This is a genomic window from Corynebacterium lehmanniae (assembly GCF_043161975.1).
GTDB classification, from domain to species: Bacteria; Actinomycetota; Actinomycetes; order Mycobacteriales; family Mycobacteriaceae; genus Corynebacterium; species Corynebacterium lehmanniae.
Window position 1 is genome coordinate 2,104,960 of sequence record NZ_CP170998.1, and the last position, 14,121, is coordinate 2,119,080.

Genomic DNA, 14,121 nt, shown 5'->3' on the forward strand with positions numbered 1-14,121 from the left:
ACGACGCATTGGCCCGCACACACCAAGGGAGCGCACATGCCTAAAGCAAAAGTAACCAAAGACCCCATCCGCCCAGCTAGCAGCACCTCCGCCGGCACCACGCGCACGCCGGTGAAGGTCAACACCGGCGGCACCCCAGTCTGGTACAAGGTGATCATGTTCGGGCTGATGATCTTCGGCCTGGCCTGGCTGATCCTCTACTACCTCGCTGGCGACCAGCTTGCGTGGCTCGGGCAGCTCGGGCCGTGGAACTACGCCATCGGGTTTTCTGGGATGATCCTTGGTCTGCTGATGACGATGGGTTGGCGGTAGTTCTTCTTCGGGGGTTTTGAGTTGGGGGTTGTGTGAAATCGGATTGTGGCAAATATTTGCCGCAATCCGATTTTTGCTTTGGCGGGGGTTCGAGGCTGAACGCATTCCTAGAGGGACCTGAGAAGCCGATTTATGCGACACATCACTGTATTTAAATAGCGCGATAGATTGCGCCGGGGTTTTACCCACAAATAACAGTATTAATACTGGTGAGCTGGCTTTCGCGACATGTCAATTACTTTAGTTTGACCCCGGATTGGGTGGATTGTTCAACAATATTATGACTCTTCCTTGGCAAGTGACTAGGTGTTATATGAGAGCTCCTCGCTGACAGCCTGAAGAGCCCGCCCCTAGAAAAATCCCACAATTGTTTCCCCGAAAGGAACGCCAATGCGCGCATTCCGCATCGCTGGTGCCGCCAAGGCCGCGATCGCAGCCGTCGCCGCTGTCGCAATCGCAGGCTCCGGTATCACCGCCACCGCCCAGACCTTCGAAGAGTCCTACCCGGAGACCCCGGCAACCAACTCCGCGCTGCCGATCATCCACACCTACCGCGGCTCGGACCACCTGAAGGCGAACATCCTCAACCCGCGCCCGGTGTGCAACTCCACCGAGGACTACCGCACCATCGTGTACAAGGTGAAGGACAACTTCCTGCCGGTGGGCACCATCTCCACCACCAACCTGTCCGACAGCTCCATCCCGCTGTCCCAGGACCTGTCCCGCACCCAGACCATCTCTGCCTCCGTCAACGGCTCCAAGACCGAGACCCTGACGCTCGGCGGCTCCGGCTCGAAGGACGGCCTGCAGGGCAACATCGGCTACTCCCTGGCCAAGTCCCTGGGCTGGGACGTATCCGGCTCCCTGTCCTGGTCCGTCGGCCAGAAGATCGGCCCGTACGACGTGCCGGCCGGCAACACCGGCGAAGCAACCTACGGCTTCCGCACCATCACCATGACCGGCACCCAGCAGCGCTGCCGCCCGAACGGCACCTGGGCAACCCCGACCGCGTGGATCGCCAACATGCCGATCAAGAACGAGGTCCGCGTCAAGAACTACTCCACCCCGGCCGGCTCCTGGGCGCCGAACAAGGGCGCACAGGTCACCGACACCGTGGAGAACCCCAACCCGGCGTACAACGAGGACGTCAAGAAGATCGAGACGGGCGCAAACCTTGACGACGTCACCGTGGTCGACAACGACGAAGCCACCGACGTGACCAACAACGACATCGCGAACGAAGGCGCAGAGGTCATCACCGAGGTCGAGGAAAAGGCTGCTGACGAGGTCAACGAAGTCGTCGATAAGCAGGCAGATGCCCAGCGCGACCTGGACCTCCAGCCGTACTTCACCACCTCCTCCTGGAAGGTGCCGGGCGCCGCTGGCTCCGTCGCACTGCGCGTGAAGAACACCGGCGCGAAGCGCTACTGGGGCGAATTCCCGGCCCTGACCTTCCGCGTCGAGGTCGGCACCGAGGCAGGCCCGGAGGGCGTTGACCGCCTGATCACCACCACCCAGTACAACGGCACCCACATCCGCGACCTGGGCTACGACTTCGACCGCGGCATCCGCACCTTCGAGGTCACCCTGTCCAACCCGATCCTCGCCGGCGACGAGATGCTGCTGGGCGCATTCTCCTTCGGCGACGGCAAGACCAAGGAAGGCCGCCTGTACAACTACATGAAGGTCACCCAGACCGGCCGTCTGTCCGAGGACACCTCGTTCTACAACGACCAGGACGTGGACTCCCGCGACGTGACCGTCTCCGACTTCGGCAAGAAGATCCGCGGCGTGTTCTAAAACACTGCTGAATAGCGCGAAAGCCCGTTGAGTCTGTTGCGGACTCAACGGGCTTTTTTATGTGCGGGGACTAGTTGTCCTGCTCAGCGCGCTTCTTGGCGAAAGACTCGCGGACCTTTGTCTCCAGGTCAGCGTCGACCTTGCCCCAGTACTCGTACACGCGCTCCTCGACGTCCTTGTGCTTAATCGCCATCATCTTGTTGGTGATGTTGTGGACGAAACGCTCCTTCTCCGCGTCGTCGAACACGTCGCGGTAGAGCGTGCCAGCCTGGCCGAAATCGTCGTCCTCGGCGTGCTTGACGTACGCCTCGCGCACCAGGTCGGTGCCCTCCGGATCCGGGTTGACGTAGAGGTTCTCCGCCTGGCCGTAGTCGGTGAAGTTGGAGGAGGAATCCTCGTTGTTGTCCAGGTAGCCGGCGCCCTTCTCGGTGCGGTTGGGCACGTAGTTCGGCTCGTTCTCCTCGTTGAAGAAGTAGGCCATGTTGCCACGCTCGGAGTAGGTGTTCACGTCGTTGAGCGGGCGGTTGACCGGCAGATCCTTGTAGTTCGCACCGATGCGGTGGCGCTGCTGGTCCGAGTACGCGAACACGCGGGCCTGCAGCATGCGGTCCGGCGACAGGCCCACACCCGGCACCAGATTGGCCGGATCGAGCGCGAGCTGCTCAATCTGCGCGTGGTAGTTCTTCGGGTTGCGGTTGAGCACGAAGTAGCCCACCGGGATCAGCGGGTAATCCTTCTGCGACCACGTCTTGGTCAGGTCGAACGGGTTGAAGCGGTAATCCTTCGCCTCCTCGAACGGCATGATCTGCACCTTGACGTCCCAAATCGGGTAGTCGCCGTCCGCGATGGCGTTGAACAGATCCGCGCGCTGGAAGTCCGGGTCGGTGCCGGCCTTCTCGGTGGCCTCCTCATCGGTGAAGCACTCCCAGCCCTGGCGGGTCTTGAAGTGGTACTTCACCCACACCGGAGTGCCCTCCTCGTTGATCCACTGGAACGTGTGGGAGCCGAAACCGTCCTGGTGGCGCGACGTCTTCGGGGTGCCACGGTCGCCCATCAGGTAGGTCACCTGGTGCGCGGACTCCGGCGTGCGCGTCCAGAAATCCCACTGCATCTCGTCATCGCGCAGGCCCGAGTTAGGCTGGCGCTTCTGGGAGTGGATGAAATCCGGGAACTTAATGCCGTCGCGCAGGAAGAACGTCGGGGTGTTGTTGCCCACGATGTCGTAGTTGCCGTCCTCCGTGTAAAAACGCAGCGCGAAACCGTGCACGTCGCGCCACGTATCCGGGGAACCAGCCTCGCCCGCCACGGTGGAAAAACGCGCCGCCATCGGGGTGACGGTGCCCGGCTGGAACAGCTTCGCCTTCGTGTACTTGGACACGTCCTCCGTGATGTGCAGCTCGCCGAACGCGCCGTGGCCCTTCGCGTGCGGGATGCGCTCGGGCACGTTCTCCCTGTTGAAGTGGGCGAGCTTCTCCATCATGTGGACGTCGTTAAGCACATTCGCTCCCTGACGCCCCTGAGTGACCGAAATGTGCTCCGAGGCGACCGGCTGCCCGCCCAGCTCAGTGGTGCGGCCCTTGCCCGCGGGGCGCTCGCCCCTGGAGACGATCTCATCCGCCTTGCTCTGATCAGCCATTGCTCACTCCTTGGATCGTTGGTTGCGTACGTCCCCACCCTAGGCATTTTCACGAGCGCGCGAGTTTCCACGACTACCGCTCCCCGAGAAGTGACTCCACCCTGCGCAATTCGTCGTAAACGTCCCGCTGGTCATAGGTGAAACCACCGGACCAGGCCAGCTCTTTCAACGCATCATCAGTTGGCTCCTCCATTCCCAAGGATTCCGCCAACTGTGCACGCAAGCTGCGTCGACGCTCTCGCAGCTCCGTATTGGTAAAGCGGCGCACCTGAAGCTTCATCAGACTCACCTTCCTTTCACTCACTCGACCCTAGCCAACGGCTCAGACACCAACTCGCCGTTGTTCGAACGATATCTATCCACACCTGTGGATAACTCTGTGCACAACTCCACAGGGCAGTGGAATGTGCTGGTTTGCTTTCGAAAACGCCACGTTCCTTCGGCGTGTCATTTTCGCTGTTCGACGTGTCGTTCGACGAGTTACACGCGTGTAGTTATCCACACTGTGGACAACCGCTGTGGATAACTTGAAAGGTCTGGTTAAAGGTCAAAAAGTGTGTCTGGAATCGGCGATTTCTGGGGCTTGACCTCGGCGTTTCAGGAAAATATATGGTTCGGGAATTTCCGCCTTCCTTTCGGACTGTAAATTCTCGGTTTGCGGCGGCGATCTGGTAGAGCTTGATCACTCAGCCCGCGTGTAAACCCAAAAAGAAGACCCTAGCCGGGCTTTCGCTGGCTAGGGTCTCAATCAATCGTCCGAGAGGGAGGCTAGACGCCCACGATCCTCCGCGGCTCTGCGAGAGAAAGACTACCCCGCACCGTCTGGCAGATCTAGCCCTCCCCTTTGAGCGCCGTCCCTAGTACACCGGCACCGTCGACGGAATCGTCAGCGCCCAGATGGCCACGCACGCCGCCGCGGCCGCGACCCCCGCTGTGATCCAGCGGGTGCGCACGTTTTCCGAGGTCAACGGCCACGCCATCACCGCCCCCGCCGCCAGGCCGCCGAGGTGCCCCCACAGCGACACACCCGGGCTGAGCAGCGTGTACGCCACGTTCACAGCCACCAGGGCGAGTGGCGCGCGCAGGTCCGTGGAACGTCGAAAAGCAATGGCGATCAGAAGCGCCATCAGCATGTAGAGGGCGCCGGAAGCGCCGGCGGTGGGCGTCGTGAAGCTAAATGCGAGCACACTTGCCGACGCCCAAAGGACCCCCGCGACCCACGCCACCACAAACGGGCCAGAGCCAAGGAAGCGCTCCACCTCCGCACCCACCAGGACCAGCATGAACATGTTGAGGAAGAGGTGCGTGATGTCCAAGTGCATGAAGCCGGCCGTGAGCGCGCGGAGGTAGCCCGCGCCGTAGACCTCGGGGCCGTACAGGATGGTGTGGGTGCCCACCGGCGAATCCCACACCACGTCCGTGACCGAACGGGCCTGGAGCGCGGCGACCAGGAAGACGAGCGTGCAGATCGCCGTAATCGCCGTGGTGGCGGGGGCGGTGCGGGGCAGGTTGCGGAGAGTGGGCATGGGATCAGGGTACGAAAAAGCCCCCGCACGGTGGCGGGGGCGCGGCGCGTGTGGCGCTTTGGCTTGTTTGGCTTACGCGATGTCGATGGACTCGATCACGACGTCCTCGACCGGGCGGTCCATGCGGCCGGTCTTCACGTTCGCGATCTCGTCGACGACCTTCTTCGACGCCTCGTCGGTGACCTCGCCGAAGATGGTGTGGCGGTTGTTCAGCCACGGGGTCGCGTCGACGGTGATGAAGAACTGGGAACCGTTCGTGCCCGGGCCGGCGTTAGCCATGGCCAGCAGGTACGGGCGGTCGAACTGCAGCTCCGGGTGGAACTCGTCGGCGAACTGGAAGCCCGGGCCGCCGGTGCCGGTGCCGGTCGGGTCGCCGCCCTGGATCATGAACCCCGGGATGATGCGGTGGAAAATCGCGCCGTCGTAGAACGGGCCCTCGGTGGTGCCCTTGGCGTTCTTGGCGGAGTAATCGGTGGTGCCCTGTGCCAGGCCCGTAATCGTCTCGACCGTCTTCGGCGCGTGGTTGCCGAACAGGTCGATCACGATGTCGCCGTGATTCGTGTGCAGAGTCATGGTCTGAGTCTTCTGAGTCATGCGCTCTAGGGTACGCGGGTTCCGGCGCGCGGGGTGCGGGCGGGTGCGGGGTTGGGCTCACGGCCCTAAAGGTCGAGTCCGGGAGGTCGAGTACGCCCGGTTTCGGTGCCGTACTCGACCTCCGCCGCTCGACTTTCGGCGGCGTATAGCGCCCCTACCTCCGCCAGTGTTCCCCGTGCACCGGTCTGAACACCGTGGCCGGTACTTTCGGCTCGCCGAGGAGACCGGAGCGGGCCTTGAGCTCCAGGATCTCCCGGACGCAGGCCTCCTCGTCCCGGAGAATCTCCGACGGCTCGAAGCGGGCGACCTCGTAGATCTGCTTCCGCAACCAGTTTTCACGCAGGAGCTGGTCCCGCGACACCTTCTTCGCCAACTCCTCGTCTTTCTTCGCCGTCTTGACCAGCCCGTCGATCTCGATCGCCACCTGCCCCCACAGCAGGTCCGGGCGCACGTAACGGCCAATCCACATCTGCTCGCGGACGATGATGTCGCGTTCCCGCAGGATCACGCGCAGGAGGGACTCGTACGGCGATTCGGACTTGGTGGACGACCAGCGCAACGCCTGCCGTGCCCGCCCGATCCCCTTCTTGCCGGCCAGACGCTTGATCGTCGCGTGGAGTTCGGCCTGGATGCGTTCCTGCTCCAGCGGTGGCTTGCCCACAAACAGGGAATCCATCGCGACGGCTCCTGCCCTCACCCCGTGCAGGCGCGCGACGTCGACGGCTGTGCGGACGGGGCTGGTTAACCGGAGGACGTCGCCAGGCGTCGCGCACTCGATGGCCACCACATCCTCTTCGGGGATGCGCAGGCTGCGGTACTCGACCCCTTCCGGCCAGCTTGCCCTGGCGGGCGGTTTTTGTCCTGGGATGGCCAGCAGGACGGGCGCGTTTGGGGCGGGCAGCGTCCACAGGCCGTGCACGACTGCGGCGGAGCGCCCCACCAGCACCGCTTTCCGGCTCGCGGCGCCGACGGCATAGCTGCTGAGAAACTCCCGCTCGTGGTGCTTCAGCCGCGACCATTCTGCCTGGGCGATGAATTTGTTCGCGGATAACTTGATGCACGTTTGACGGTCCGACTCCCCCGGTCTGACCAGCAGCTGCGCTAGCTTTCTCCTGTCCATATTTCCCCCCGATGTTTGTTTGTTTCGCTCAGAGTACATGGCTACTGGCGAGAACGAAAGGGCCCCGCCAAAAGTCGAGTACGGGAGGTCGAGTCCGGCCCAAATAGAGGGCGTACTCGACCTCCCGTACTCGACTTTCGCGGGGCAAAGGCAGGGGCGAGCAGGGCGGGGGCGGCGGGCGCGGCGGGGCCTACTGCTTTACGACGTCAGCTCCGCCCCGCCCGGCGCGCTAGAGCCGAGCCTAGAGCCCTTCGACGACCTCGTCGCGCGCGGCGACCAGGTTGCGCAGGGAGGGTTCGACCTCCTTGTAGCCGCGGGTCTTCAGGCCGCAGTCCGGGTTGACCCAGAGGCGCTCGGTGGGCACGTGGTTCAGAGCGGCGCGCAGCAGGCCGGCGATCTCCTCGGCCGAAGGCACGCGCGGGGAGTGGATGTCCCACACGCCGGGGCCGATCTCGGAGTGGAAGGTCTCGTCGATGTCCTCGAGCAGCTCCATCTTGGAACGGGCTGCCTCGATGGAGGTGACGTCAGCGTCGAGGCCTGCGACGGCGTCGATGATCTGGCCGAACTCGGAGTAGCACAGGTGCGTGTGGATCTGCGTCGAAGGCTGCGCCTCCAAGGAGACCAGGCGGAACGCGCGCTGGGCCCACTCCAGGTAGGCGGCGCGGTCGTCCTGGCGCAGCGGGAGCAGCTCGCGCAGGGCCGGCTCGTCGATCTGGATGACCTTGATGCCGGCCTTCTCCAGGTCCGCGACTTCGTCGGCGAGGGCGACGCCGATCTGGTCCGCGGAGACGGAAAGCGGCACGTCGTCGCGCTTAAACGACCAGGCCAGGATGGTCACCGGGCCGGTGAGCATGCCCTTGACCGGCTTGTCGGAAAGCGACTGGGCGTAGGCCGACCACTCCACAGACATGGCCTCCGGGCGGGAGACGTCGCCGACCACGATCGGCGGACGGGTGCAGCGGGAGCCGTACGACTGGACCCAGCCGTTTTCGGTGACCACGAAGCCGTCGAGAAGCTCGGCGAAGTACTGCACCATGTCGTTGCGCTCCGCCTCGCCGTGGACGAGGACGTCCAGGCCAATCTCCTCCTGCAGCTCGATGACCTGCTTGATCTCGGCCTTCAGCGCCTCGTTGTACTCGGCGTCGGAGAGGGTGCCCTCGCGGTGGTCCGCGCGGGCCTTGCGGATCTCGGTGGTCTGCGGGAAGGAGCCGATTGTGGTGATCGGCAGCGTCGGCAGGCCGAGCTCCTCGCGCTGGACCTTGTTGCGCTCCTTGAACGCCGGCTCGCGCTTGACGGCGCCCTCCGGCAGGGCCGCCACACGGTCCACGACGGCCTTGTTGTGGATGGTGGTGGACTCGGCGCGGGTGCGCACGGCGCGGTCAGACTGCGCGAACGCCTCCTTGGCGCCCTCCTCACCTGCGACAAGCGCCTGGATCTCGGCGAGCTTCTCGTCGGCGAACGCCAGCCACGGGGCGACCTCGACCGGGATGTTGCGCTCGGCCTTCAGGGTGTGCGGCACGTGCTGCAGGGAGGTGGAGGTGGACACGGACACGGCGTCGGCGCCGCGGCCGAGGGAGTTGAGCACGTCGGTGCGCTCGCGCAGGTTGGCGGTCCAGACGTTGCGGCCGTCGATAAGTCCTGCCACCAGGTGGGTGGAGTCAGGCACGGCGGCGCGCACGCGCTCCGGGTAGCCGGCGTCGGCCTCAAGCGTCCACGGGGACAGGTCCACGTGCAGCGCCTCCACGCCCAGCTCGCCCAGGACCGGCAGGGCCTCGCGGGCGGAACCGTACGGGGTGGTCAGGTACACGTTCGGGCGGGTCTCGCGGCCCAGCAAAGCAGACCAAGCGGAACGCAGGTGCTGCGCGATCTCCGCGTCCGGGGTGGACAGGTCGGCCACCACGGCGGGCTCGGCGATCTGGACCCACTCCACGCCGGCTTCCTTCAGCGCAGCGAAGACCTCGGCGTACGCCTCAACCAGCGACGGCAGCAGCGACCACTCCGCCGGCTTGGACAGCGCGATCAGCGTGACCGGGCCGACCAGGAACGGGCGGACCTTGTGGCCGGCCTCGGCGGCCTCCTCCACGATGCGCAGGATGCGCTCCGGCACCGCCTTGATCTCCTGGCCAGCCTCGATCTCCGGCACGAGGTAGTGGTAGTTCGTGTCGAACCACTTGGTCATCTCCAGCGGCACGCGGGTGTCGTTGCCGCGGGCGAGCGCGAACTCCTCGTCCAGGTCAACGCCGCCCGGCACGAGGCCCACGGTCAGAGCGGTGTCGAGCACCTGGTCGTAGAGCGCGACGTCCGCCGGGATGGCGTAATCCTCGGTCAGGCCGAGGTCGCGCAGGTGGTTGTAGTTGTTCACGCGCAGGGCGCGTGCGGTGGAGCGGAACGTCTCAGCGTCGATGCGGCCCGCCCAGTAGCTCTCCAGCGCGCGCTTGAGCTCGCGGTTCGCGCCGATGCGGGGGTAGCCCTCGATGGTGGCCTTGGGGAAGGTGGTCATTGTTGTCCTTTATCTATTCCGATGCGGTCCAGAAAGTCCCGCGTGACGTCCAGGTTGTTGTGCGTGTACACGTGGAGCCCGCCCGCGCCGGCATCCAAAATCTCGCGCGCCAGGTTGGCGGTGAGCTGCATGCCGGCCTCGTACTCGTCGTCAGCTTCGAGCAATTGCTTCTCGACGCCTACCGGCACCTCCAGCCCCGACAATTCCCCCATGCGTCGGACCCTTTTCAGCGAGGTCATCGGCATGATGCCAGGGATGAGCGGGATACGCACACCCGCCAGCCGCGCCACCTCGACGAACTCCAGGAAATCCTGGGCCTCGAAGAACAGCTGGGTGATGGCGAAATCCGCGCCCAGGCGCTGCTTGGCTAGCAGCACGTCCAGGTCGTGGTCGAAGTTGCGCGACTCCGCGTGGCCCTTGGGGTAGCAGGCCACGGAAAGCGCGAGCTTGCCGGCGGCGAGGCGGAACGCCTCTTCCTCCTGCACGTCCTGGATCAGGTTGAGCAGATCCGTGGCGTGCTGGAGGTGGTCTGCCGGCAGGCCGGTTTCCGGCAGGTCCCCGCGCAGGGCGAGGAACCCGCGGACGCCGGCGTCGATAAGCACCCGCACCCACTCCGCCATCTCATCGCGCGTGCCCGCAGTGCAGGCGAGATGCGCGATGGGACGCAGGTCGGTGGTCTCCGCGATGCGGGAGATCACAGCGGCGGTGCCCTCCAGCCACTCGCTGCGGCGCGAGCTGGTCACGGAGACGTAGTCCGGCTTGTACTCGGCCAGGCCCGCGATGAGCTGCTCGATCTTCTCCGCGTCGTCCGTGGGGCGCGGCGGGATGATCTCGAAGCTTAAGGCGGTGCGCTGGCGTTTCGGGCGGGGGCGGCGGATCAGCGGCGCGCCCTCGCGGTCCAGCGGTGCCGAGGCGGAAAGCCTGGTCGAAGGAGAGGCTTCGAACATGGCAGGACCTTTCTCGGCTGGATTGATGTGTTTCGTTGCACCGTGGTTAAACGGTGCCTTGAAACTTATTGACGCCACGTAACCGCCACAATGCGCTACCGGTTTTGGGCGGCGTTTCCGCTGCGCACGCGGTTATTTGGCGTGAATGTTAATCGCGCAAAATGGACCAAGCTGTTCACTTTTGCGTAACGCTTGGTACGCGTGTGGGTGGCGCGGCGGCGGAAAACGGCGAGCCCCGCGGATTTCGCTACCCTGGGCCGCGTAACCACCCGAAACTTTCAAACGCAACACAAGGAGACACCCGTGAACCTGAAGAACATCGGCTTCGCCGCCGCTTTTGCCAACCAGGCGTGGAAGTACCTGCGCGACCAGAACGATAAGCGCGAGCGCGACATCTACCAGTCCCTGCTGGACAACCTGAAGGACGGCAAGCTGGACGATATCCACGACAAGTTCGACATCGACGAGCTGGAGGAGCTCTACGGCACCGCCCGCGCGCAGGCCGGCGAGATCACTCGTGACGCGCACGACCGCCTGGACCGCCGCCGCAAGCAGTTCGAGGCCGCCGCCCCGAGCCGCAAGGAGCGCCAGGAGTTCCTGGAGAAGCACGCGAAGAACGCAAAGAAGAGCGCGAAGAAAAAGAAGAAGGGCGGCGTTGGCAAGGTCATCGGCACCACCCTGGCCACCGCGGCGCTCGCGGGCGGCGCGTGGGCGGCCTGGGAGTTCTTCCTCAAGGACAAGCTCGCGGGCGAGGATGAGCCGGCGAAGACGTACCGCCCGGCGCCGACCCGCACGGAGACGGATACGCGCGGTTCCTCCACCATCGTGTACTCGACGCGCACGGAGGACGACCGGGATCGCACCCGTCGTGAGGAGGGCGTTGAGGGCGGCGTGTTCCCGAATGAGCCGAGTGAGGAGCAGCTGCTTACCGACGCCACCAGCTCCCAGGACCTCGGCGGGGAGGGCCTGACCACCCTGGACACCCTGGCGGACGACCAGCGCAAGGCCACCGACCCCCAGCACTCCGCGGAGGACGACATCGACGGTGGCCGCCACGAGCTGCGCGAGGACTAAATCACGCCGTGGTGCGCCAGCCCGCCATGAGGTGGCGCACCAGGCGGTCGCGCACGTCCGGGAGAATGTCGGCGAGCGGCCGCGTCGCCACGACGAGCTCGGTTGCCAGCTGCATGGGTGACTGGCCGGGGGCGATGATGCCGTGGGGGGCGGCGGCGTCGATAAGCAATTGCACCTTGCCCATGAAGACGTCGCGGCGAGGATGCCCACGCCCGATTCGACGAGCGCCCAGACGAAGGATTCGAAGTGCTCGACGGGGTTGTCCTCGAAGCCGTCGAGAGTGTCGTCGAGGAGTGCTTCGATGCGTTCGAGGAAGACGATCGCGCAGGCGTCGTAGAGCGCGGCGCGGGTGGGAAAGTGACGGTAGAGGGTGGCGATGCCCACTACTCGGTGGATTTGGTGCGCTACGCACTGTTTGGCACACAGTCGTACGACCCGCGCATGTGGACCGCCGTGACCGTGCTGCTGTTCGTCGGCGCGATGTCCGTAGCCATCTCGTGCGCGGCTCTGTACGCCCGCCGAACCTGGCGGATGAAGGATCTCCACCCCGAGCTGACGGTTTAGCCCTACCATGGGCGGGGCACAACATTTCCCCGATAGATCGAAGGACCCCACCCATGTTTTTCAAGAAATCCAACAAGGACAAGATCAACCTGCGTCTGCCGTCTGCGGCGCTGCGCATCCCCACCGGCGCCCTGATCCTGAACTCCGGCCTGGGCAAGTTCCAGGTGGACAAGGAAGGCGCCGAGGGCCTGCGCGACATGGCCACCGACGGCATCCCGCAGCTCGGCCAGGTCGACGCCGAGACGTTCGCCACCGGCCTCGCCTCCGCCGAAACCGCCCTGGGTGCGGCGCTTCTGTGCCCGCTGATCCCGAACCGCCTCGCCGGCCTGGGCTTGACCGCGTTCGGCGCTGGCCTGCTCACCATGTACTTCGGCGGCGACCAGTACACCGAGGACGACGGCATCCGCCCGTCCAGCGCAGGCCTTGCCATTGCGAAGGACTCCTGGCTCGTGGGCATCGGCCTCGCGCTGGCTGCCCTGCCGCGTAAGTAGCCGTGAAGCGCGCCCTCGCCCTCACGCTCGCCGCCGCGCTGATCCCGGCGGCGGTGGCCGCGCCGAAGGCGGAGGCGGTGAGGCTGCGCTGCCACCCCGTGCACGTCATCCAGGCGGCTGGCACGGGGTTTTCGCATTCTTGGGATCCGTCCGCGCGCGAGACGCTTTTCGACGACGCGTCCTCCCCCGCCGACGACCTCCAACGCCGCTTCGGCGCCCGCACCGTGTCCACCCACACCGTGAAGTACCCGGCCTCGCTGGGCAGGTTCAGCGCGCTGGGCAGCGCCGGCAACGGCCTGGAGGGCACGGAGGCCGCCACCTACGGCGAGTCCGTGCGCTACGGCCGCGACGTGGCCACCCTGGAGATGGAGACGGTGGCCCGGCACTGCCCCGGCACCCGCTTCATCCTCATCGGCTACTCGCAGGGCGCGCACCTGATCGGCGACGCCGCCGCGGAGGCCGCTGCCGGGCGCGTGCGCGGGGTGGGCGCTGACGACATCGCCGCGGTGCTGCTGTTCGCCGACCCCGCCCGCGCCCCCGTGCGCGAACCCGCCGAGTCCGCGCGCAAATCGCGCCTTTACGCGGCCGCACCGAAGGGCGTGCGGGGCGCAAACTTTGAGACGGTCCAGACCGGCGGCACCACCCTCGAGCCCACCCGCGTCGGCCTGGCCGGCACCCGCAGCGCCAGCTTTAACGGACTTGAGGGCAAGGTGCTCTCCCTGTGCAACGGCGCTGACATGGCGTGCGCGACGGACCCGGATTCCGTTCTGCGCGCGGTCGCGGACGTGGCCGCGCGCGACGTGTTGCTCGGCCCCTTCAACGCCTTCACCGGTATGCACGTGGCGCGCTTCCAGCAGCTGCGGGCTAGCGGCATGCCCCCGCGCGAGGCAGTCAAAGAATCGGGGCTTTCGCTTCTCGACGCCACCGTGGCCCCCCAAATCCTCTACGAACTCCACCTGATCCTCTCCGCCGCCGGGCGCCACGCGAGTGCCGCGAGCCCCACGCCTGTAGAGCAGCAAGCCGCCATCGCTCTCGCGGCTGCGGCGCCGGAGCTGGCGAAGGAGGGCGTGACCTGGCAGTGGATGCTCCAGGGATTGAATGGGCTGCGCGGCGCGCTTGGTGACTCGCCAGCCGCCGCCTGGTTCGACGCCATGCTCGAGGTGTTCCGCGCGATCCAGGCTGCGGAGCAGATGTACTGGTGGTTGGAGCGCTTCGGCGTGGTTCCCCGCACGCCCACGGGTACGGAGGGGAGGCAGGTGGTGGTGCGGGAGCTCGTCGCAAAGCTGAGTGCTCAGGCAGTGGATGCCGCGGGGCTGCGCGCCGCCTACGACCACCCCGCCAACGCCAACCTGGTGGCATCCGCGAAGCTGGCGGGCGACTTCGGGCCGCGGCACATGTCGTACTACAAGCTGGGCTACACCGACATCCCCGGCGGGTACTCGGTGGAGGGGCGCACCGGCTACGACTACGCGCTGGGCTGGCTCGGCGAGGTGGTCGAGGGGGTTGCCGGGAAGTAGGCAAGAGAAATGCCCACCAGGGTGGACCTGGTGGGCATTA

At 65.7% G+C, this 14,121-nt stretch carries 14 protein-coding genes; 6 read left to right on the plus strand and 8 right to left on the minus strand.

The window, feature by feature from the left end; genetic code table 11:
- Positions 1–36 precede the first annotated feature (36 nt).
- Complete coding sequence (gene crgA / locus ACF3NP_RS10095) at positions 37–312, plus strand: cell division protein CrgA (RefSeq protein WP_181889436.1); 276 nt, start codon at positions 37–39, stop codon at positions 310–312.
- Between the two features lie 390 nt (positions 313–702).
- Positions 703–2,112, plus strand: coding sequence for a hypothetical protein (locus tag ACF3NP_RS10100; protein WP_181889435.1), 1,410 nt, complete (start codon positions 703–705; stop codon positions 2,110–2,112).
- Positions 2,113–2,182: 70 nt separating this feature from the next.
- Here ACF3NP_RS10100 and ACF3NP_RS10105 read toward each other — a convergent pair whose 3' ends face one another.
- The 7 genes from ACF3NP_RS10105 to ACF3NP_RS10135 form a co-directional block, all read right to left on the minus strand.
- Positions 2,183–3,748 carry a catalase gene (locus ACF3NP_RS10105; protein ID WP_181889434.1) on the minus strand — a complete coding sequence of 522 codons (1,566 nt, stop codon included), beginning with the start codon at positions 3,746–3,748 and terminating at the stop codon, positions 2,183–2,185.
- Positions 3,749–3,821: 73 nt separating this feature from the next.
- Positions 3,822–4,028 carry a hypothetical protein gene (locus ACF3NP_RS10110; RefSeq protein WP_181889433.1) on the minus strand — a complete coding sequence of 69 codons (207 nt, stop codon included), beginning with the start codon at positions 4,026–4,028 and terminating at the stop codon, positions 3,822–3,824.
- Positions 4,029–4,605: 577 nt separating this feature from the next.
- On the minus strand, positions 4,606–5,274 hold the full coding sequence (locus ACF3NP_RS10115) for a rhomboid family intramembrane serine protease (protein WP_181889432.1): 669 nt from the start codon (positions 5,272–5,274) through the stop codon (positions 4,606–4,608).
- Between the two features lie 72 nt (positions 5,275–5,346).
- Complete coding sequence (locus ACF3NP_RS10120) at positions 5,347–5,868, minus strand: peptidylprolyl isomerase (RefSeq protein ID WP_269508850.1); 522 nt, start codon at positions 5,866–5,868, stop codon at positions 5,347–5,349.
- Between the two features lie 154 nt (positions 5,869–6,022).
- On the minus strand, positions 6,023–6,988 hold the full coding sequence (locus tag ACF3NP_RS10125; RefSeq protein WP_181889430.1) for a DUF559 domain-containing protein: 966 nt from the start codon (positions 6,986–6,988) through the stop codon (positions 6,023–6,025).
- Between the two features lie 241 nt (positions 6,989–7,229).
- Complete coding sequence (gene metE, locus ACF3NP_RS10130) at positions 7,230–9,488, minus strand: 5-methyltetrahydropteroyltriglutamate--homocysteine S-methyltransferase (protein ID WP_181889429.1); 2,259 nt, start codon at positions 9,486–9,488, stop codon at positions 7,230–7,232.
- Positions 9,485–10,435 carry a methylenetetrahydrofolate reductase gene (locus tag ACF3NP_RS10135; RefSeq protein WP_181889428.1) on the minus strand — a complete coding sequence of 317 codons (951 nt, stop codon included), beginning with the start codon at positions 10,433–10,435 and terminating at the stop codon, positions 9,485–9,487. Before ACF3NP_RS10135 ends, metE begins: the two co-directional genes overlap by 4 nt.
- A gap of 303 nt (positions 10,436–10,738) precedes the next feature.
- Between ACF3NP_RS10135 and ACF3NP_RS10140 the strand changes: the two genes are divergently transcribed.
- The gene (locus ACF3NP_RS10140) at positions 10,739–11,509 is read left to right on the plus strand and encodes a hypothetical protein (RefSeq protein WP_181889427.1); all 771 of its coding nucleotides are present in this window, start codon (positions 10,739–10,741) and stop codon (positions 11,507–11,509) included.
- A gap of 1 nt (position 11,510) precedes the next feature.
- Here the strand turns inward: ACF3NP_RS10140 and ACF3NP_RS10145 are convergent, their stop codons facing one another.
- Positions 11,511–11,693: a hypothetical protein gene (locus ACF3NP_RS10145; protein ID WP_181889426.1), complete on the minus strand. Its 183-nt coding sequence runs from the start codon at positions 11,691–11,693 to the stop codon at positions 11,511–11,513.
- 62 nt (positions 11,694–11,755) lie between these two features.
- Here ACF3NP_RS10145 and ACF3NP_RS10150 point away from each other — a divergent pair, with 62 nt between their 5' ends.
- Genes ACF3NP_RS10150 through ACF3NP_RS10160 form a run of 3 tightly spaced genes read left to right on the plus strand, consistent with a single transcriptional unit; the run spans position 11,756 to position 14,081 of the window.
- Complete coding sequence (locus ACF3NP_RS10150) at positions 11,756–12,073, plus strand: hypothetical protein (RefSeq protein WP_181889425.1); 318 nt, start codon at positions 11,756–11,758, stop codon at positions 12,071–12,073.
- Between the two features lie 53 nt (positions 12,074–12,126).
- Entirely contained in the window at positions 12,127–12,564 is a 438-nt protein-coding gene (locus ACF3NP_RS10155; protein WP_181889424.1) for a hypothetical protein, read from the plus strand.
- 2 nt (positions 12,565–12,566) lie between these two features.
- Positions 12,567–14,081, plus strand: a complete 1,515-nt coding sequence (locus tag ACF3NP_RS10160) for a cutinase family protein (protein ID WP_181889423.1) — start codon at positions 12,567–12,569, stop codon at positions 14,079–14,081.
- Positions 14,082–14,121: the final 40 nt, after the last annotated feature.